Below are 20,345 nucleotides of genomic sequence, written 5' to 3'. Positions count from 1 at the left end.
GGAACAAGGAGACACCGCACCATGAGCGAGACAACCGCCACGCTCCCGGTGGTCGTCGAGAACGACGGCCGGGCGCTGACCGACCTCATCGCGGCCCGGCGCGCCGAGCTGCGGGACACGCTCGTCGCCAGCGGCGGGCTGCTGTTCCGCGGCTTCGACCTCGGCGGCGTGGACGGCTTCGACGCCGCCGTGCGCGCGCTGGCCGGCGAGCCGCTTACCTACACCGAGCGTTCCTCGCCCCGGCACTCCATCAAGGGCCGGGTCTACACCTCGACCGACTACCCGCCGGACGAGGAGATCTTCCTGCACAACGAGAACTCGTACCAGGCGCGGTGGCCGTTGACGTTGTTCTTCTACTGCGTCACCCCGCCGGAGACCCGGGGCGCCACCCCGCTGGCCGACGTGCGCCGGGTGTACGAGCTGATCGACCCCGCGGTCCGGGAGGAGTTCGTCAGGCGTCGCTGGATGCTGATGCGTAACTTCCACGGCGACTTCGGCACCCGCTGGCAGGAGGTGTTCAACACGGAGAGCCGCGCCGAGGTGGAGGCGTACGCGGCGGCCAACGGCATCACCGTGGAGTGGGTCGGCAAGGACGGCCTGCGTACCCGCGCGGTCCGTGACGCGGTGCACCACCGGCCCGGCTCGGACACGCCGCGCTGGTTCAACCACGCCACCTTCTTCCACCTGAGCACGCTTCCGGCGGACTACCAGGAGGGGCTGCTGGCCATGTTCGGCGCCGACGGGCTGCCGTCGAACACCTACTACGGCGACGGCGGCGAGATCCCCGCCGACGTCATGGACCATCTGCGGGCCGCCTACCGGGCGGCCACGGTCCGCTTCGACTACCAGCGCGACGACGTGCTGGTGGTCGACAACATGACCGCCGCGCACGGCCGGGAGCCGTTCACCGGCCCCCGTAAGATCGCCGTGGCGATGGCCGAGGCGTACACCCCCGACACCGCTGGAGCGAACTGACATGGCCGAATCCCGATTCCTGGTCGTCCGCAACGACGAGGAGCAGTACTCGATCTGGTCGGCCGACCGGGAACTGCCCGCCGGCTGGCACGACACCGGCTTCGCCGGCAGCCGCGAGGAGTGCCTGGCCCACGTGGACGAGGTCTGGACCGACATGCGCCCCCGTTCGGTACGCGAGGCGCTCTCATGAGCCAGCGGGAGTGGACGTTCCCGGCCTCGTACGCCCAGGAGCGGGTGTGGATGGCCAACCAGCTCGACGCCGGCTCGCCGGTGTTCAACGTCTCCATCCCGTGGGCCTTCCCGGCCGACATGGACGCCGAGGCGGCGAGCGACGTGGTCAACCGGGTGGTGGCCCGGCACGAGGCGCTCCGTACCCACCTGCGCGTCGACGACGGTGCGCTGGTGCAGGTGGTGCGCGCCCACGAGCCGGTGCCGCTGCCCACCACCGACCTGAGTCACCTGCCGGCCGGCGAGCGGCTGGCCGAGTTCGAGCGGCTCCGCACCGAGCTGGGCCGCACCCCGATCCCGCTGGACGCGCCGCCGCCGTGGCGGGCCCGGCTGTTCCGCCTCGACGACGCCTGGGCGCTGGCGTTCGTGGCGCACCACGCCGTCTTCGACAGCCACTCGGCGGTGCTGTTCCACGCCGAACTGGCCGCGTTCTGCGAGGCCGCGCGCACCGGCGCCGAGCCCGCCGTGCCGGAGCTGCCGATCCAGTACGCCGACTTCGCGGTCTGGCAGCGGCAGCAGCTCACCGGCGACGAACTGGACCGGCAGCTCGCGTTCTGGACCGGCCACCTGGCCGGCGCCCCGGCGGTCACCGGCCTGCCGCTGGACCGGTCCCGCCCGGCCCAGCTCGGCTTCGCCGGCGACGAGGTGCGGTTCCCGCTGCCCGACGGGCTGCTCGACCGGGTCGCCGCGTTGGCGGTCGGCGCGCAGGCCACCCCGTACATGGTGCTGCTGGCCGGCTTCGCGGCGCTGCTGTCGCGGATCTCCGGCGACACCGACGTGGTGGTCGGCGTCTCCACCGCGGGCCGCGACAACCCGGAGCTGGCGTCGCTGATCGGGATGTTCGTCAACCCGGTGGCGCTGCGCTGCGACGTCTCCGGCGACCCGACCTTCACCGACCTGCTCGGCCGGGTGCGCAACGGCCTGATCGACGCCATGGAACACGGGCAGACCCCGTTCCAGAAGATCGTCGAGGCGGTGGACCCGCAGCGTGACCCGTCCGTGCAGCCGATCTTCCAGACCGCGCTGAACTGGATCCCGGACTCCGGCCTCGACCCGGTCGAGCTGGGCACCACCAAGGACGACCTGGCGTTCGACATCACCACCGGGGAGTGCCGCCTGGTCTACCGGACCGCGCTGTTCGACCGCACGACCGCGGAGACGGTGACGCGGCGCTACGTGCGGCTGCTCGCCGCCGCGGTGGCCGAGCCGGACCGCCCGGTCGGCGCGCTGCCGCTGCTCACCGACGACGAGCGGGACCTGGTGCTGCGCGCCGGGACCGGCGCCGCGCACGACCTGCCGGCGGCCACCGTCACCGACGAGGTGCAGCGGCAGGCCGCCGCCACCCCGGACGCGCCGGCGTTGGTCTGCGACGGCGTGACGCTCAGCTACGCCGAGCTGAACACCGCCGCGAACCGGCTGGCCCGGCTGCTGGTGGCGCGCGGGGCCGGCCCGGAGACCCGGGTCGCGCTCGCCCTGCCCCGCTCCTGCGAGCTGGTGGTGGCGATGCTCGCGGTGCTCAAGTCCGGCGCCGCGTACGTGCCGGTGGACACCGCGTACCCGGCCGGGCGGATCGCCTACCTGCTGGCCGACGCCGCTCCGGCGCTGGTGGTGGCCACCGCGGACACCGCCGCGTCGGTGCCCGGCGACGCGCTGGTGCTCGACGGGGAGATCGGCGCGGACCAGCCCGGCGACGACCTCACCGACGCCGACCGGGTCGCCCCGCTGCGTCCCGACCACCCGGCGTACGTGCTGTACACCTCCGGCTCCACCGGACGCCCGAAGGGCGTGGTGGTCGAGCACCGGGCGGTGACCGCCTACCTGGCCTGGGCCCGGGCGACCTATCCGGGGCTGGCCGGCACCGCGCTGCTGCACTCGCCGGTCTCGTTCGACCTCACCGTCACCGGCCTGCTCGGCACGCTCACCGCCGGCGGCACGGTGCGGCTCGCCGCGATCGACTCCCCGGCCGCGCGGGCCGGTGGCCGGCCGTCCTTCCTCAAGGTCACCCCGAGCCACCTGCCGCTGCTCGACGGCGAGCTGTCGCCGACGGTCGACCTGGTGATCGGCGGCGAGGCGCTCAGTGGCGAGCAACTCGCCGGCTGGCGGTCCGCGCACCCCGACGTGGCGGTGGTCAACGAGTACGGCCCGACCGAGGCCACCGTCGGCTGCGTCGCGGCCCGGATCGCCCCCGGCGAACCGGTCCCGCCCGGCCCGGTGCCGATCGGCACGCCCACCTGGAACACCGGCGCGCTGCTGCTCGACGCCGCCGGTCAGCCGGTCCCACCGGGCGTGGTCGGCGAGCTGTACGTCACCGGCGCGCAGCTCGCCCGCGGCTACCACGACCGGCCCGGCCTCACCGCCGAGCGCTTCCTGCCCTGCCCGTACGGCCCGCCCGGCACACGCATGTACGCCACCGGCGACCTGGCCCGCTGGCGTTCCGACGGGACGCTCGACTACCTGGGCCGCCGCGACGACCAGGTCAAGGTGCGGGGCATGCGGATCGAGCTGGGCGAGGTCGAGGCCGCGCTGCTCGCCCACCCGGACGTACGGGCCGCCGCCGCGGCGGTGCGCACCGACGGTGGCGAGCCGATGCTGGTCGGTTACCTGGTCGGCCCGGCGCACTCCGACTCGGTCCGCGCCGAACTGGCCCGCGAGCTGCCGGCGCACCTGGTGCCGGCCGCCCTGGTCCGACTGGACACGTTGCCGTTGACGCCCAACGGCAAGCTGGACCGCGCCGCGCTGCCCGCCCCGGCGGCCACCGAACCGGCCGAGGACAGCTACGTCGCCCCGCGTACCGAGGCCGAGGCGCTGGTCGCCGAGGTGTACGCCGACATCCTCCAGGTGGAGAAGGTCGGCGCGCTTGACGACTTCTTCGCGCTCGGCGGCAACTCGCTGCGCGGCATGCGGGCGATGGCCCGGATCCGCGCCGAGGTGGACGTCGACCTGCCCATGCGGGCGCTGTTCTCCAGCCCCGTGGTGGCCGACCTGGCCGGCCAGATCGAGCAGCGGATCGCCGCCGAACTCGACGGCCTCTCCGACTCCGAGGTCGCCGCGCTGCTCGCGGCGGAAGAGGGAACCAACTGATGACCGACCTGAAGGATCCGGCCCGCGAGGCGGCCCGGCAGGCGCTGATCGCCAAGCGGTTGCGCGCCCGCCAGTCCGCCCCCGCGGCCCGGATCACCCCCCGGCCCGACGGCGCGCCGGTGCCGCTGTCCTACGCCCAGGAGCGGGTCTGGTTCATGGACCAGCTCGCCCCGGGCGAGGCGGCGTACCACATCGCGGTGCCGCTGCGGGTGCGCGGACCGCTCGACGTCGACGCGCTGCGCGCGGCCCTGGCCGCGCTCGCCGCCCGGCACGAGTCGCAGCGCACCCGATTCCCGGCCGACGCCGACGGCCGCCCCACGGTGGTGGTCGCCGACACCCCGGACGTGCCGCTGACCGTGGTGGAGGCCGCCGACGAGACCGCCGCGCAGGCGCTCGTCGACGCGGCGGCGGCCGAGCCGTTCGACCTGGCGCACGGCCCGCTGCTGCGCGCGCTGCTGATCCGGCTGACCGTCGAGGACCACGTGCTGTTCCTCGGCCAGCACCACATCGTCGGTGACGGCTGGTCGGTGGACGTGCTGCTGCGCGACCTGATCACGCTGTACCGGGGCGGCGAGCCGCCGGCCCTGCCGATCCAGTACGGCGACTTCGCCGTCTGGGAGGCCCAGGAGCTGGACGGGCCGCAGGCCCGGGCGCACGTCGACTACTGGAAGCAGCGCCTCGCCGGCATCACGCCGCTGGAACTGCCGCTGGACCGGCCCCGCCCGGCCACCCAGACCTACCGGGGCGACTTCGTCGAGTTCCAGCTCGACCCGGCGGCCACCGAGGCGCTCAACGCGCTCACCCGGGACAGCGGCGGCACGCTGTTCATGACGCTGCTGTCGGCGTACCAGGTGCTGCTGGCCCGGCACGCCGGTCAGGACGACTTCGCGGTCGGCGCGTCGGTGGCCGGCCGGTCCGCGCCGGAGCTGGAGAACGTGGTCGGCATGTTCATCAACATGCTGCCGCTGCGCGCCGAGCTGGCCGGCGACCCGACCTTCACCGAGCTGCTGGCCCGCACCCGGCGCAGCGTGCTCGACGGTTTCGAGCACGCCGAGGTGCCGTTCGCCAAGGTGGTGCACGAGCTGGGCCTGCCGCGCGACGTGAGCCGCTCGCCGGTGTTCCAGACCATGTTCGTGCTCCAGAACTACGAGATGGGCCGGTTCCGCGGCGTGTCCCGCTCCGACGAGGTCACGTTCGAGTGGACCCCGATGGAGTTGCAGGCCACCCGGTTCGACTTCGAGCTGCACGCGGTGGAGACCGTCGACGGGCTCTGGGGCAAGTTGGTCTTCAACACGGACCTGTTCGACCGGGCCACGGTCGAGCGGATGGCCCGGCGGTGGACCGCGCTGCTGGACGCGATCGTCGCCGCGCCGGACACTCCGGTGTCCCGGCTGCCGCTGCTGTCCGACGTCGAGCGGGAGCTGCTCGCCGGCTGGAACGACACCGCGGGGGACTTCCCCCGCGACGAGACGCTGCACGGCCCGGTCGAGGAGCGCGCCGCCGCCACCCCGGACGCGGTCGCGGTCACCATCGACGGGACCAGCCGCACGTACGCGGAGTTGAACGCCGAGGCCAACCGGATCGCGCACCGGCTGCGCGCGGCCGGCGTCGGCCCGGAGACGCTGGTCGGGGTGTGCGCGGAACGCTCGGTCGAGCTGGTCGCCGGCCTGCTCGGCGTGCTCAAGGCCGGCGGCGCCTACCTGCCGCTGGACCCGGAGTACCCGGCGGACCGGCTGGCCTTCATGGTCACCGACGCGGACGCGCCGGTGGTGCTGGTCCAGTCGCACCTGCGTGACGTGCTGCCGGCCACCACCGCCACCGTGCTCGACCTCGACGACGCGTCGGTCTGGGCCGACCAGCCGGTCACCGACCCGACGCCGGTGGCCGGGCCGGAACACCTGGCGTACGTCATCTACACCTCCGGTTCCACCGGCCGCCCGAAGGGGGTGCCGAACACCCACCGGGGCATCGTCAACCGGCTCGACTGGATGCAGCGGACCTACGGGCTCGGCGCCGACGACGCGGTGCTCCAGAAGACGCCGGCCAGCTTCGACGTGTCGGTCTGGGAGTTCTTCTGGCCGCTGCGCACCGGGGCCCGGTTGGTGCTGGCCAAGCCCGGCGGGCACAAGGACGCCGGCTACCTGCGCGACCTGCTGGTGTCCGAGCGGATCACCACCACCCACTTCGTGCCGTCGATGCTGACCGTGTTCCTGGCCGAGGAGGGCGTGGAGGCGGCCACCGCGCTGCGGCGGGTGATCTGCTCCGGCGAGGAGCTGCCGCTGACCTCGGCGGTCGACTTCACCGCCCGGCTGCCCTGGTGCGGCCTGCACAACCTGTACGGCCCGACCGAGGCGGCCATCGACGTCACCTCCTGGGCGTGTGAGCCGGAGCGGCTGGCGCAGGTGACGAGCGTGCCGATCGGCGCGCCGATCGCGAACCTGCGGCTGCACGTGCTCGACGCGTCGGGGGCGCAGTGCCCGGTCGGCGTCGCCGGTGAGCTGCACCTCGGTGGCGTCGGCCTGGCCCGCGGCTACCACCGGCGGCCGGCGCTGACCGCGGAGAAGTTCGTTCCCGACCCGTTCTCCTTCGAGCCGGGGGCCCGGCTCTACCGCACCGGCGACCTGGCCCGCTGGGTCGTCGGGCCGGACGGCGCCGGGGTGATCGAGTTCCTCGGCCGGATCGACCACCAGGTCAAGCTGCGCGGCCTGCGCATCGAGCTGGGCGAGATCGAGAGCGCGCTGCGCGAGCAGCCCGACGTCACCGAGGCCACGGTGATCGTCCGCGAGGACAGCCCGGGCGACAAGCGGCTCACCGCGTACCTGGTGGGGGCGGCCGAGCACGCCGCGCTGAAGGCGGCGCTCAAGGACACGCTGCCGGAGTACATGGTGCCGGCCGCGTTCGTCACGCTCGACGCGCTGCCGCTGACCCCGAACGGCAAGCTCGACCGCAAGGCGCTGCCCGCGCCGGTGGTCACCCGCGAGGCGTCGGTGGCGCTGGTCGAGCCGCGGGACGACACCGAGCGGGCCCTCGCGGCGATCTGGTCGGAGGTGCTGGGCGTGGAGACGCTTGGCATCGACGACGACTTCTTCGACCTGGGCGGGCACTCCATGCTCGCCACCCAGGTGGTCGCCAAGATCCGCAAGGCGGAGCTGGGCGGCCGGGCGGTCGGCGTGATGGACCTGTTCCAGAAGCGCACCATCCGGGACCTGGCCGCGTTCATCTCCGGCGACGCCACCCAGGAGGGGCCACGCCGGCTGCTCTACGAGCTGACCAAGCCGATCCCGGTGGCCAAGCGGGTGCTGACGTACGTCTGCGTCCCGTACGGCGGCGGCAGCGCCATCGTCTACCAGCCGCTCGCGGACGCGCTGCCGGCCGGGTACGGACTGTGGTCGCTCGCCATCCCCGGCCACGACGTCGGTCTCACCGAGGACGCGCTGCCGTTCGACGAGCTGACCACCCGGGTCGCGGACGAGATCGTGGAGCGGGTCGAGGGCCCGATCGCGCTCTACGGCCACTGCGGCGTGGGCAGCGCGATCGTCGCCGAGGTGGCCCGCAAGGTGGAGGCGGCCGGCCGGGACCTGGCCGCCGTCTACATCGGCGCGATGTTCCCGTTCGCCCGTCCGAAGGGCCCGTTCGCCGCCGCGCGCAACCGGTTGGAGCAGCTCCGCAGCAACAAGCACTACGCGAGCTGGCTCAAGTCGATGGGCGTGGACACCGACGAGCTGGACCCGGAGCAGGCCGACCGGATCATCAGCAACATGCGGGCCGACTCCCGCGCCTCGGAGGAGTACTTCACCCGGCTGCTGGACCGGCAGGCGACGAAGCTGCGCGCGCCGATCATCTCGGTGGTCGGCTCCGAGGACCCGGTCACCGACTACTACCGCGAGCGGTACGCCGAGTGGCAGTTCCTCAGCGACACGCTGGGGTTGGTGGTGCTCGACCAGGCCGGGCACTTCTTCCTGAAGTACCGGGCCGAGGAGCTGGCCGAGATCGTCACCCGCGCGCATCCGGCGGTGGTGGCCGGTGACCTCACCGGACTGGATCCGGCGGCCCGGGGCGAGGACGCCGGCTGGGCGGTGCACGACATGCTCCGGGTCGGCGCGGACCGCAAGCCGACCACCACGGTCAAGCCGAGCATGGGCCGGTTCCTGGCGGTCACGATCGGGCAGCTCGTCTCCAGCACCGGGTCGGCGCTGACCGCGTTCGCGTTGCCGATCTGGCTGTTCAACCGCACCGGCTCGGTGGCCGACCTCGGTCTGCTCTGGGCGTTGGCGCTGATCTGCGGCGTGCTCATGCTGCCGGTGGCCGGCGCGCTGGTCGACCGGGTCAGCCGGCGCCGGATCATGATGCTGGCGAGTTCCGTCGCCGGCTCGGTGCAACTGGTGCTGGCCGCCCTGCTGTGGACCGACAACCTGGTGCTCTGGCACATCTACCTGCTGGTGGCGTTCAGTTCGGTGGCCGGGTCGTTCCAACGGATCGCGTTCCAGTCGGCGGTGCCGCAGCTCGTGCCGAAGCGCTACCTCGGGCACGCGATGGGCATCACCCAGCTCTCCACCGGCGTGGCCACGCTGCTCATGCCGGCGTTCGCCGCCGGCCTGCTCGCCGCCATCGAACTCAAGGGCATCCTGATCGTCGACGTGGCCAGCTATGTGGTCGCGGTGCTCACGCTGGCCGTGGTCCGCTTCCCGGACCTGCTCGGCTGGCGCCCCCGGGAACGGCTGCTGGTGGCCATCGCGAACGGCATGCGCTACTCGTGGCAGCACCGCGGGTTCCGGCTGATGCTCGGCTACTTCGCGCTGGGCAACATCTTCCTGGCCCCGGCGCTGGTGCTCACCACCCCGCTGGTGCTGTCGTTCGGCAGCCCGACCCAGGTGGCGCAGGTCGCGCTCGCCGAGGCGGTGGGCGCGGTGCTCGGCGGCGTGCTGATGTCGCTGTGGGGCGGGCCGCGCAAGCGCCGGATGATCGGCGTGCTGATCGGCAACCTGGGCACCGCGATCGGCTGCGTGCTGATCGGGTTGGACGCCTCGATCGTGATGATCTGCGTGGGCTTCTGCTGGCTGGCCATGGCGATGACCACCGCGCAGTCGATCTACGCGACCATCGTCCAGGTGAAGGTGCCGCAGCGTTTCCACGGTCGGGTGTTCAGCCTGAACCAGACCATCTCGTGGTCCACGCTGCCGATCGGGTTCGCGCTGCTGGCGCCGGCCGCCACCGCGCTGTTCGAGCCGATGCTCGCCCCGGGCGGGTCGTTGGCCGGCAGCGTGGGCGCGGTGATCGGCACCGGTCCGGGCCGGGGCATCGGCTTCGCGTACGTCTGCTTCGGGGTGATCCTGATCCTGATCACCCTGGGCGGCTTCGGGATCCGGTTGCTGCGTCGCTTCGACCTGGAGGTCGAGGACTCCCTGCCGGACGACCTGATCGGCGCCCAGGAGCGGGAGAAGCGCCTGGCCGCCAAGGCGGAGACCCGGGAGCCCGTCCCGGCCTGACCCACCCACCCCACGCGGTTGATCAAGGAGTTCGCGTCGGTTCCCGAGCCCGGGGCCGACGCGAACTCCTTGATCGTCGGGTCGTTCAGTTCAAGGCGATGTAGAGCCGCTCACCGGCGGGTTGGTAACCGACGCGCTGGTACACCCGCCACGACTCCGCGCCGCCGGCCTCCAGCCAGGCGACCTCGGCGCCCGCGTCGAAGAGTCGCCGGGTCGTCTCGGCGGTGATCGCGCCGGCCAGCCCCCGGCGGCGGTAGGGCTCGCGGACGGCGATGCCGGCCACCTCGCTCACCCCGTCGGTGGGCCGGGCCGCCCCGCCGCCGCCCGCGCAGGCGCCGGACCCGGTGACCGCCATGACGGCCACGCCGCCGGCCTCCTGCTGGCGCCGGAGCCGGGCGACGTCCGCGGCGGAGGCCGCCGCGGCCTGGCCGAAGGCGTCGTTCTGCGCGCCGATCAGCGCGGCCCGCTGGCCGTCGTCGGCCGGTTCGATCAGTGCGACGTCGTCGGGCGTGGGTGGTGTCCGCAGGGTGTCCGGCACACAGAGCAGGTAGGTGTGCCGGGCTTCCGGGACGAACCCGGCGGCGAGCAGCAGCGACTCCAGGGCGGGGGCGCAACTGGCGACGTACTCCAGGCGGGGGCGACGACCCGCCGCCCGGAAGGCGTCGACCAGCGCGGTGACGTCGGCCGCGGTGACGGCCTCGCCCGGACGCGGCGTGGCGTAGTTGATGTGCGGGCTGACCGTGGTCGGGTCGATACCCACCACGAACGGCCCGACTTCCAGGGCCGCGGGTCGCGTCGACAGGGTGGCGACGACGCTCTGTTGGACGCGAGCATCCATGATCAACGTAAAACCTCGATGCGGGAGAGAAACGACGGCGGACGGACACGCGTCGGACCGCCGAACCGTTGCCGTACGGCGCGACAGGTCATCCGTCGCGCGGTCGACACTCAGGCGGCCGCTCGGCCCACCTGGATCACAGGCGTCATTCCCTCATGCGCAGTGCCACGCCGATCGCGTGGTCGGGGCAACGGTGCCGCAGCCGGCGGCGGCCTGTCAAGCCTCGGTCGGTGCGGGTGTCGGTGGGGGCTGGCATGGTGGAGGCATGTGCCGGAACATTCGCGTGCTCCACAACTTCGAGCCGCCCGCGACCGATGACGAGATCGAAGCCGCCGCCGTGCAGTACGTGCGCAAGGTCAGCGGCGCCACCCGGCCGTCCGCGGCCAACCAGGCGGCGTTCGACGAGGCGGTCCGTGCCGTCACGGCGGCCACCCGCACCCTGCTGGACAGCCTCGTGACGACGGCGCCGTCCAAGGATCGCGAGGTGGAGGCCGCGAAGGCCAGGGCGCGTGCCGCCGAGCGGTACGGACCCCGGACGGCGTCCTGAGCCGATCCGTCGCCCTCCGACCCGGGGGCCGCGGAACGCGACCCGTCGGCCCGGGGGAATGAGCCGCCCCCGTCAGGCGGCCTCGTCGGCGGGCACCTCCGCCGGGTCCGTGATCCACGCGGAGTAGACGGGCAGGGCGTGCCACGGGCCGCCGCCGGTGTCCGTGGCCACCGCCACCACCGCGTACGGGTGGCCGAAGCGCAGGTCGGCGACCCGGGCCACACCTTCCGGAGGCAGCCCGGCCACCATCCCGAACGCGGTCACCGCGGCGGCCTCGAAGCCGTAGCGGCCGAACCGGGCCACCGCCGACTGCGCCGCGGAGAACGGCGGCTCGGCCAACCCGAGCAGTCCCCCCAGCGCCCGCGCCGCCGCGTCGAAGCCGAACCCGGCCGACGTCAGGTCGTGCCGGCTCTCCGCCGCCCAGCACGGCAGCACGGCGGTGGCGCGCTCCTCCCGGCCGTCCCGGGCGAACGTCCGGGTCGGCTGTTCACGCACCGTCCAGAGCGGGCTCTCGCCCAGCGGCAGGTCGAACAACGACCGCTGCCCGGGCACCGGCCCGTCCGGCGCGACGGCGGCGGTCACGGCCACCTGCTGCGCGGCGGCCAGCACCGCGTCGGACGGCACCTGCGGCGCGGCGGCCACGGACACCACAAGCATCCCGGCGCCGTCGTCGCCCGCGCGCGCCGGCGCCACGTGCACCGCGACGTCCCCGGCCCGCTCGGTGCCCACCACCGCGCAGCGGTGCCCGACCGGGGGCGTCCGCAGCACCTGCCGCAGCCGGCCGGCCCACGCGCTGCCCGCGCCCAGTTCCCCGGCCGGCGCCAGCTCGAACGGGTCGGCCCAGGACACCCGGGTGGCCAGCGCGCTCGCCAGGACGAGCAGCGTCTCCGGCGCGACGTCGACCGGGAACCGCTGCACCAGGCCGCCGGTGCGTTCCCGGGCCCACGCGTCCAGCGCCGCCTGATCGGGCAGTGGTCCGCGCTCGGTCCGCCCGGGTAGCCCGGCCCGCCATTCGGTCAACTCCTCGAACGGCGTCCGCTCCCACAGCGCGGTGGCCGCGGCGACCATCGGGTGCGGCGCGCCCAGCAGCGCGCGGGCCGACGCGGCGGCGTCGTCCGGGTCGACCCCGAGGGCCTCGCCGAGCGTCGCCCGGGCCTGCCCGGTGGCGGCCGGACCGGTGAGCGCCAGCAGCAGCCAGGCGCCCAGCGGCGACGCGACGTGGTGGGTGTCGCCGGCGGCGGTGTGCAGCCGCTCGGCGTACCGGGCCAGGGGGGTGTGGAGTGGATTCACCCGTCCCACTCTGCCGGTTGCCGGGCCCGTCGGCACGCCGGCTCAGGACCACAGTTCGAACGGCTCGTCGATCTCCTCGCCGGCCAGGAACGTCGGCAGCAGCTCCGGCAGTCGGCCGGGATAGCAGCGTGGCCGCTCCGCGAGCACCTCGGCCACCGGCCACCAGCGGAATCCGAAGTAGTCCTCCACCTCGTAGTCCATCCGCTGGGCGCCGTCCACGTCCGGCCCCGGCCCGGGCAGCCGCACCGGCACCACCACCTCGTCCTGGAGGTGCCGGCGCTGCCGGTGCCGGAAACTGGCCCGCCGCCGCCAGGTGGGCGCGCCGATCTCCTCCGGCGCGACCACGATGCCCGTCTCCTCGCGCAGCTCGCGCACCGCCGCCTCCCGGTACGTCTCGCCCGGGTCCAGCCCACCGCCCGGCAGTTCCCACCACACGCCCAGGTCGGGATGCTCCGGGTCGCGGGTGTGGAACAGCAGCAGCCGGTCGGCGGTGTCGAGCACCACCAGCCGCACGGCGCGGCGCTCGAACAGCGGCAGATCGCGTGGCAGCTCCATGCCGGGCAGCGTAGACAGGGTCCCGCTCAGCGCCTCCGGGAGCGGAAGGGGACCCGGGTGGCGCGTGCCGCCACGGTTGGCGCGGCCTGTTCGGCGCCGCAACGGGGACAGCGCACGCGGACGCCGGGCGGCCGTTCCGGCGCGCGCAGGCGCTGGCCGCACCGGCAGGCGAACACCACCGACCGCACCATCCGCAGGTACTCCGCCCGGTCCCGCCGGGGCCACCGGCCGTGGCAGCGCCGGCACAGCCGCGGCGGAAAGCTGTGGTACCAGGCCATCGCGGCGGCGCCCGCGAGCATCACCGCCCCGGACACCGCGAGGCCCAGCGGCGCGGCCAGGGCCGGCAGCGCCGCCGCCGGGTCACCCGCCCACGCGGTACGCACCCCGACCGCGACCAGCAGCACGACCACGGGTACGCCGAGCACGGTCGCGGTGAATCCCCACCCGAACACGATCACGCCGAGCACGAACACCGTCGTGGCCCGCCGCGGCGCCCACCGTGCCACGCCGTACCCACCGCAGCGCGGACAGTCCGGCGGGGCCGGGTGCGGCACGGACCGCAGCACCGTCGGGGCGAGCCACCCGAGAAGCAGCTTCAGCAGCTCCTCGGCCACCTTCGTGACAAGCGCCTGAAGGAATGCACCCACGGTCGTCCCCCTCACCCCTCTGCCATCGTGGCGACCGGAGGCGGGTGGACCGAGCGTGGCGCGTGACGGTCATCCGACACCGTCCGGATCTGGGAGGATGGCGGCCATGTCGCAACTGTTCGGGGAGACGGCCGGCACCTACCACGAGGCCCGACCGGGCTACCCGACCGCGCTCGCGGACGCGATCCGGGACTACCACGGCGGCGAACCCGGCACGCTTGTCGAGATCGGCGCCGGCACCGGGCTGGCCACCGCCGTGCTGCTCGGTCTCGGCGCGACCACGACCTGCGTCGAGCCGGACGCGCGGATGGCCGGCGTGCTCGCCGAGCGGTTCCCGGGCGTCCACGTGGTGACCGCGAGCTTCGAGCAGTGGCCCCCGCCGGCCGGCGGCGTCGACGTGCTGGCCTGCGCGATGGCCTGGCACTGGCTCGACCCGGCCACCCGCAACCGGCGCGCGCACGACGCGTTGCGTCCCGGCGGCACGCTCGCCGTCCTCAGCCACCGCTACGCCTACGTCGAGGCGGCGCAGGCCGAGGCGATCCGGGCCGCGTTCACCGCCGCCGACCCGGACGACCGGGGCGACCGGGCCGACGGCTGGTTCCACGACGACATCGCCGACAGCGGCTGCTTCACCGACCTGCGCCTGTCCCGGTTCCGCCGGTCGGTGCCGCTGGACACCGCCGCCTACCTGCGGCTTGTCGACACGTTCTCACCGCAGTTGCGCCGCCCGCCGGAGCTGCGCGAGCGGGTCCGCGCCGCGGTCGGCGCCGCGGTCGACGGCTTCGGCGGCACGGTCCTGCTGGACCTGCGCACCACGCTCGTCCTGGCCCGCCGCCCGGGCTGACCGCCCGCCGCCCGGACCGCGCGCCGGGGTGCCGCCGGTCCGGCCCGGACGGGTCAGTCGGCGTCGATCACGCGGGCCACCTCCGGCGGCAACGGGTACGGCCGTTCCGGCGGGAGCAGCGCCGCCGCGCCGGCCTCGTCGCCGGCGGTGAGCCGGCCGTGCACCGACCGGGCCAGCGCGGTGACGTCGGTGAGGCCGACCAGCCACTCGTCGACGTACCGCCGGACCGCCTCGCCGGAGAGTCCCACCTGCACCGACCGGTGGGCCAGCGGGGCCAGCCGCAGCGACCGTTCCGGGTCCCACTGCACGCGGACCGGGCTGGCCCGTAGAGCGCTGCGCCAGGCGTCCCGGTGCGGGTGCAGCCGCGGGTCGTGGTCGCTGAGGCAGGCGTGCCGAAGCGCCCACTCGAACCCGGCGCGGCTGATCTCGACCGCGAGCACCCGTTCCTGGCCGGGCTTGAGCGCCCAGCCGCAGCGGTACATCATCCAGCGGAACGACGGCTTGATCCAGGTCATCCGCTCCCGCTTGAACGGCGGCACGAACCGGCCGGCGGCCAGCGCCGCGTCGGCGATCTCCGCCGGGTACGCCTGGTAGACGGTGACGGTGCCGTCGGTGAAGGCGGCCCGGATCTGGTGGCGGGGAACGGTCACCGCTGCATGGTGGCGAACCGGGCGGTGGGCCGCCACCGGTTTCCCCCGCGCGCCGACCCGCTAGGCTGCCGGCCGTGGCAGGTCTGTTGAGGAACGTGGCGTCCCGGCTGGGTCGGATCACCGGGGGCGCCGCCGCGCCGGCTCGCCCGGGTGGACCGATCCCGGCCCAGGTCGCGCGCCGGCGCCAGGTCAGCGCGTTGCAGCGCCGCGAGCTGTCGTACGCGCCGGAGCCGGACGGGCAGGCCGATCCCGGGGAGATCGTCTGGACCTGGGTGCCCTACGAGGACGACCCCCGGCAGGGCAAGGACCGGCCGGTGCTGGTGGTGGGCCGACAGAGCCGCACGCTGTTCGGCCTGATGTTGTCCAGTCAGGGCGAGCGGGACGGCCAGCGGCACTGGCTGTCGCTCGGCCCGGGGGAGTGGGACCGGGACCGACGGCCGAGCTGGGTCCGCCTGGACCGGGTGCTCACCATGCGCGAGGACAGCATCCGCCGGGAGGGCGCGGTGCTGGACCGGCCCCGGTTCGACCGGGTCGGCCAGGCGCTGCGCTCCGGCTACGGCTGGCGCTGAGCCACCCGGCCCGGAGTCCACGCCCGCCCGGAGGACCGGCCGGCGCTGACCGTGGGGCGGGTCAGTGCTCGGCGACGAGTTGGCGTGGCGGGCGGACGGCGCCGAGCGTCTTCGCCTCGTACATGGCGGCGTCGGCGCGGCACAGCGCGTCCGCGAGCTGGGCGGGGCCGTGCACCGGGGCGAGCCCGACCGAGGCGGTGACCCGGATGCTGCGCCCGCCGAGCGGGATCGGCGCGGCCAGCGCCTCGCAGAGCCGGCGGGTGGCGTGCTCGATCCAGCGCCGGTCGGCGGTGGGGCTGGCCAGCAGGCCGGCGAACTCGTCACCGCCGAGTCGGGCCACCAGGTTGTTGCCGGCGAAGGCGGCCAGTCGTTGGGCCACGCTGACCAGCACCTGATCCCCGGCGGCGTGCCCGTAGCGGTCGTTGATCTGTTTGAAGCCGTTCAGGTCGAGCACCACCGCCACCAGGGGCTGCCCGGCGGGATCGGTGAGCAGGGTGGCGGCCAGCCGGAAGAAGGCGCGGCGGTTGGGCAGCCCGGTGAGCGGGTCGTGGCTGGCGGCGTGCCGCTCGGCGGCCAGCTCCGCCTGGAGCAGTTCCAGCTCGGCCTCGGCGCGTACGGCCCGGCGACGGAGCTGCCAGGCGGAGAGCAGCGCGCCGGCGGCGGAGATGCCGGAGGCGACGGTCATCGGATCCGGCACGCGCCCTCCTCACCAGTCCCCGGCCGCGCGCAGCGGCTTCCGAGGGCCGGGTTCAGGTCACCGAAAGTGAGCGACCCGGCACACCGTAGTTCGGTTATCATGCTCGCTGTCCATTGCAGATGCAATAGCAGATGCACGTGCATTCCAAACCTCAGTCGACAGACGTCGCCACCCACCGCACCTCCCCGCGGCCTCGGCTGGCTCTTCCCGAAGGACGCCCATGCAATCGCCCCCGAACGGCGTACCCGTGACCGAGTTGCCCCCGATGCAGTGGTTGAAGAGTCGCCGTAGCAATCCCAGCGGCAACTGCGTCGAGCTGGCCGAGCTGCCCGGCGGCAGCGGCATCGCGGTACGCAACTCCCGCCACCCCGACGGGCCGGCGTTGATCTACACGGTGGACGAGATCGAGGCGTTCGTGCTCGGCGCCCGGGACGGGGACTTCGACCACCTGATCCCGCCGTCCCGTAGGCGGGACTGATTCCGCCTTCTGGAGGAGTTCACCTCACTGTCGGTTCATGGCATGCTTACTCGTCGGCCGGGAGGGCACCCGGTCGGGAAGCAGCCGGGATGCGAGGGCGGTCAGGTGGTCACGGTGCCCGTCGAGGGTGGACCGACAAGTGGTCCCACGGTGCTGCGCATGCTGCTCGGCGCGCAGCTGCGCCGCCTGCGGGAGGGCGCCGGGGTCAGCCGGGAGGGCGCCGGCTGGGAGATCCGCTCCTCCGAGTCCAAGATCAGCCGGATGGAGCTGGGCCGGGTCGGGTTCAAGGAACGCGATGTCGCCGACCTGCTCACGCTCTACGGCGTCACCGCGCCGGACGAGCGCGCCGCGCTGCTCAAGCTGGCCCGGGACGCGAACAGCCCGGGCTGGTGGCACCGCTACGGCGACGTGCTGCCCGCCTGGTTCCAGTCCTACCTCGGGCTGGAGGCCGCCGCCGCGCTGATCCGCACGTACGAGGTGCAGTTCGTGCCGGGCCTGCTGCAGACCGCCGCGTACGCGCGGGAGGTGATCCTGCTCGGGCACCGCGGCGCCGCGCCGATGGAGCTGGACCGGCGCGTCGACCTGCGGATGGAGCGCCAGGAGCTGCTGCGTCGCGCCAACCCGCCGCAGCTGTGGGCGGTGCTGGACGAGGCGGTGCTGCGTCGGCCGATCGGCGGCGCCGCGGTGATGCGCGAGCAGCTGGACGCGCTGATCGAGGCGACCGCCGCGCCGCACGTGCGGCTCCAGATCGTCCCGTTCACCGCCGGCGGGCACGCGGCCGCCAGCGGCGCCTTCAGCATCCTGCGCTTCGGCGACGAGGACCTGCCGGACATCGTCTACATCGAGCAGTTGACCAGCGCCATCTACCTCGACAAGCGCGACGACCTCGACTACTACGCCGAGGCGATGGAGCGGCTGTGCGTCGAGGCCGCGCCGCCGGAGCGCACCCCGGAGCTGCTGGCCCGGGTCCGCGACGAGCTCTACCCGGCCTGACCCCCGCCCCGGCGGGCTATACCATGACCGGCGACCGGAGACAGTGGACGCACGTCCGCCCCGCAACGGTGGCGTGCGAGTCGTGGAGGCGGCCTTGACCAGCGAGACGAGCGGCACGGCGACCGAGCCGGGCCACCCGGCCGACCGGATCGACACCTCGGTGGCCCACCCGGCCCGGCGGTACAACTACTGGCTCGGCGGCAAGGACAACTTCCAGGCCGACCGGGAGTCCGGCGACGCGATGGCCGCCGCCTTCCCGACGATCCGGCTCAGCGCGCTGGAGAACCGGCGGTTCCTGCGGCGTGCGGTCCGGCACCTGGCCGCCGAGGCGGGCATCCGGCAGTTCCTCGACATCGGCACCGGCATCCCGACCGCGGACAACACGCACGAGGTGGCCCAGGCCGCCGACCCGCGCGCCCGGGTGGTCTACGTCGACAACGACCCGATCGTGCTGGCCCACGCCCGGGCGCTGCTCACCAGCTCACCCGAGGGCGCCACCGCCTACCTCGACGCGGACCTGCGCGACCCGGAGAAGATCCTCGCCCACCCCGACCTGCGCCGCACGCTGGACCTGTCCGAGCCGGTCGCGTTGATGCTCATCGCGGTGCTGCACTTCGTGCCGGACCCGGACGACCCCTACGGCACGGTCGCCCGGCTGCTGGACGCGCTGCCGGCCGGCAGCTACCTGGTCGCCTCGCACGCCACCCACGACCACCTGCCGGCCCCGCTCGCGAACGAGGCGAGGGCGGCGGCCCGGGGCGGCCCGCACGGCACCATCAACCTGCGTGGGCGGGACGAGTTCGTGCGCTTCTTCGCCGGCCTCGACATGGTCGAGCCGGGCGTCTGCTCGGTGGCCGAGTGGCGCGCCGACGGCGAGCCCGAGCCGCGGCCCTCCGCGGCCGACGTCAGCATGTACGGCGGGGTGGCCCGCAAGCCCTGACCGACGCGCCGCCCGGCACGAGCCGGATGCGGGTTGGTGCGGCCCGGGGGTGGCCGGGCAGACTGGGGGATCATGTCGCCGTTCACGCCCGACCTCCGGCTGCACGACCGGTACGTCCTGCGCGAGCGCATCGGGCTCGGTGGGATGTCCGAGGTGTGGCGCGCCGACGACGAGGTGCTGCACCGCCCGGTCGCGGTCAAGGCGCTCGCCGGCCGGCTCGCCGCCGACCCGCAGCTGCGCGCCACCATCCAGCGTGAGGCCCGCGCCGCCGCGCGGCTCACCCACCCGCACGTGACCCAGGTGTACGACTACGGCGAGGCCACGCTGCCCGGCGGGGTGGTGACGCCGTACCTGGTGATGGAGCTGGTGGCCGGTCAGACACTTGCCGACCGGCTGGCCGGCGGGCCGCTGGCCTGGCCGGACGCGCTCCGGACGGCCGGGCAGGTGGCCGCCGCGCTGGCCGCCGCGCACCGGATCGGCGTGGTGCACCGGGACGTGAAGCCGGCCAACGTGATGCTCACCGAGACCGGCGCGAAGGTGCTCGACTTCGGCATCGCCGCGCCGGCCGGCCCGCTCCAGCCGGCCGCCGGGCCGGTCGGGGAACCGCTGGCCGGCACCCCGGCCTACTTCGCCCCGGAACGACTCGATCCCGGGCCCACCCACCCGGCCGGCGACGTGTACGCGCTCGGCGCGCTGCTCTACCGCAGCCTCACCGGCCGGCCCCCGCTGCCGGTGCGGACCTGGGACGACGTGGTGGACCTGCGGGACCGGCGACCCCCGGTGCCGCCGCTGCGGGTGCCCGGGCTGCCCGCCGACGTCGCCGACCTGGTGCTGGCCTGCCTGGCGCTCGACCCGGCCCGGCGACCCACCGCCGCACGGGTCGCCGACCGGCTCGGCGCGGGCCGTCCGGTCGACCCGCCGACCGCGGTCCTGCCCACGGTGGCCCGGGTGGCGCACCCCGCCACGCTGGTCGGGCGGCCCGCCGGGGCGGCCCGCCCGGTCCCGCCGACCCGCCCGGAGGTCCCGCCGAACCGGCTCACCGGCGTGCTGGTCGCCGGCGCGGTGGTGCTGCTGCTCGCGCTTGTCGGCGCGTTGGTCTTCGACAGCCGTTCCGGGACGCCGCGGGCCGCTACGCCGCCGGCCGTGGTCCCACCGCCCGCGCCCGCGTCGAGCAGCGCCCGCCCGGCGCCGACGCGCGTACCGCCGTCGTCGGCGGCGGCCGAGCCGGTCACCGCCCGACAGCTCGCGGATCGCTTCACCGCCCTGCTGGACCGCGCCGAGGCGGCCCGGCTGATCGACCGCAAGACCGCCGACGACCTGCGGAAGAAGGCCGCCGAACTGGACCGGGGCAAGCTCAGGGACCGCGCCAAGCGGGTCGAGGACCTGCACGAGCGGATCGAGGACGCGGCCGACGACGACAAGCTCGACGGCGCGACCGCCGCCGCGCTGCGCCGACTGCTCGACGCCTACGACCGGGTGCGTGGCGGCGGCTGACCGGCCGGCGTCGGACGGTCGGGCCGGGTGACC

17 protein-coding genes are annotated in these 20,345 nt (G+C 74.5%); 11 read left to right on the top strand and 6 right to left on the bottom strand.

The genetic code is table 11. The features are described from left to right. Positions 1–21 precede the first annotated feature (21 nt). The 4 genes from AB0B02_RS28180 to AB0B02_RS28165 are packed head-to-tail and all read left to right on the top strand — an operon-like array spanning position 22 to position 9,770. Positions 22–975, top strand: coding sequence for a TauD/TfdA family dioxygenase (locus AB0B02_RS28180; protein ID WP_281940522.1), 954 nt, complete (start codon positions 22–24; stop codon positions 973–975). A 1-nt stretch (position 976) separates the two neighbouring features. Further along, entirely contained in the window at positions 977–1,165 is a 189-nt protein-coding gene (locus tag AB0B02_RS28175) for an MbtH family NRPS accessory protein (RefSeq protein WP_043324625.1), read from the top strand. Continuing rightward, entirely contained in the window at positions 1,162–4,284 is a 3,123-nt protein-coding gene (locus tag AB0B02_RS28170; protein ID WP_281940525.1) for an amino acid adenylation domain-containing protein, read from the top strand. Before AB0B02_RS28175 ends, AB0B02_RS28170 begins: the two co-directional genes overlap by 4 nt. Then, positions 4,284–9,770 (top strand): amino acid adenylation domain-containing protein, encoded by a 5,487-nt coding sequence (locus AB0B02_RS28165; protein ID WP_357305276.1) that lies wholly within the window; start codon positions 4,284–4,286, stop codon positions 9,768–9,770. Before AB0B02_RS28170 ends, AB0B02_RS28165 begins: the two co-directional genes overlap by 1 nt. 85 nt (positions 9,771–9,855) lie before the next feature. Here AB0B02_RS28165 and AB0B02_RS28160 read toward each other — a convergent pair whose 3' ends face one another. Continuing rightward, the gene (locus AB0B02_RS28160) at positions 9,856–10,608 is read right to left on the bottom strand and encodes a GNAT family N-acetyltransferase (RefSeq protein ID WP_281940528.1); all 753 of its coding nucleotides are present in this window, start codon (positions 10,606–10,608) and stop codon (positions 9,856–9,858) included. Positions 10,609–10,873: 265 nt separating this feature from the next. Between AB0B02_RS28160 and AB0B02_RS28155 the strand changes: the two genes are divergently transcribed. Next, entirely contained in the window at positions 10,874–11,155 is a 282-nt protein-coding gene (locus AB0B02_RS28155; protein ID WP_357305273.1) for a DUF2277 domain-containing protein, read from the top strand. Between the two features lie 72 nt (positions 11,156–11,227). Here AB0B02_RS28155 and AB0B02_RS28150 read toward each other — a convergent pair whose 3' ends face one another. From AB0B02_RS28150 to AB0B02_RS28140, 3 genes are read right to left on the bottom strand one after another with little or no spacing between them, the layout of a single operon-like run. Continuing rightward, the gene (locus AB0B02_RS28150; protein ID WP_357305271.1) at positions 11,228–12,445 is read right to left on the bottom strand and encodes a hypothetical protein; all 1,218 of its coding nucleotides are present in this window, start codon (positions 12,443–12,445) and stop codon (positions 11,228–11,230) included. Between the two features lie 42 nt (positions 12,446–12,487). After that, a complete protein-coding gene (locus AB0B02_RS28145) occupies positions 12,488–13,000 on the bottom strand; it encodes an NUDIX domain-containing protein (RefSeq protein ID WP_281940532.1) in 513 nt (170 codons plus the stop codon). Positions 13,001–13,026: 26 nt separating this feature from the next. After that, on the bottom strand, positions 13,027–13,647 hold the full coding sequence (locus AB0B02_RS28140) for a hypothetical protein (protein ID WP_357305268.1): 621 nt from the start codon (positions 13,645–13,647) through the stop codon (positions 13,027–13,029). 106 nt (positions 13,648–13,753) lie between these two features. Between AB0B02_RS28140 and AB0B02_RS28135 the strand changes: the two genes are divergently transcribed. Beyond that, a complete protein-coding gene (locus tag AB0B02_RS28135) occupies positions 13,754–14,491 on the top strand; it encodes a class I SAM-dependent methyltransferase (RefSeq protein WP_281940536.1) in 738 nt (245 codons plus the stop codon). A gap of 53 nt (positions 14,492–14,544) precedes the next feature. Here the strand turns inward: AB0B02_RS28135 and AB0B02_RS28130 are convergent, their stop codons facing one another. Next, a complete protein-coding gene (locus AB0B02_RS28130; RefSeq protein ID WP_281940538.1) occupies positions 14,545–15,141 on the bottom strand; it encodes a DUF4291 domain-containing protein in 597 nt (198 codons plus the stop codon). Between the two features lie 74 nt (positions 15,142–15,215). On the opposite strand from AB0B02_RS28130, the gene AB0B02_RS28125 reads away from it, so the two are divergent. Next, entirely contained in the window at positions 15,216–15,710 is a 495-nt protein-coding gene (locus AB0B02_RS28125) for a type II toxin-antitoxin system PemK/MazF family toxin (RefSeq protein ID WP_281940540.1), read from the top strand. 61 nt (positions 15,711–15,771) lie between these two features. Here AB0B02_RS28125 and AB0B02_RS28120 read toward each other — a convergent pair whose 3' ends face one another. Then, positions 15,772–16,407 carry a GGDEF domain-containing protein gene (locus AB0B02_RS28120; RefSeq protein ID WP_281940543.1) on the bottom strand — a complete coding sequence of 212 codons (636 nt, stop codon included), beginning with the start codon at positions 16,405–16,407 and terminating at the stop codon, positions 15,772–15,774. A 220-nt stretch (positions 16,408–16,627) separates the two neighbouring features. Here AB0B02_RS28120 and AB0B02_RS28115 point away from each other — a divergent pair, with 220 nt between their 5' ends. The 4 genes from AB0B02_RS28115 (at position 16,628) to AB0B02_RS28100 (ending at position 20,312) form a co-directional block, all read left to right on the top strand. After that, entirely contained in the window at positions 16,628–16,885 is a 258-nt protein-coding gene (locus AB0B02_RS28115; protein ID WP_281940544.1) for a DUF397 domain-containing protein, read from the top strand. A 105-nt stretch (positions 16,886–16,990) separates the two neighbouring features. Next, positions 16,991–17,878, top strand: a complete 888-nt coding sequence (locus tag AB0B02_RS28110; protein ID WP_107155467.1) for a helix-turn-helix transcriptional regulator — start codon at positions 16,991–16,993, stop codon at positions 17,876–17,878. Positions 17,879–17,972: 94 nt separating this feature from the next. Next, positions 17,973–18,818, top strand: coding sequence for an SAM-dependent methyltransferase (locus AB0B02_RS28105; RefSeq protein WP_357305260.1), 846 nt, complete (start codon positions 17,973–17,975; stop codon positions 18,816–18,818). 72 nt (positions 18,819–18,890) lie between these two features. Continuing rightward, positions 18,891–20,312 carry a protein kinase gene (locus tag AB0B02_RS28100; protein WP_357305257.1) on the top strand — a complete coding sequence of 474 codons (1,422 nt, stop codon included), beginning with the start codon at positions 18,891–18,893 and terminating at the stop codon, positions 20,310–20,312. Positions 20,313–20,345 lie beyond the last annotated feature (33 nt).

The sequence above is a fragment of the Micromonospora sp. NPDC049240 genome (genome assembly GCF_040647835.1).
In the GTDB taxonomy this organism is placed as follows: domain Bacteria; phylum Actinomycetota; class Actinomycetes; order Mycobacteriales; family Micromonosporaceae; genus Micromonospora.
The sequence above is the reverse complement of the archived record's forward strand: the minus strand, read 5'-3'. Positions and strand labels throughout refer to the sequence as shown.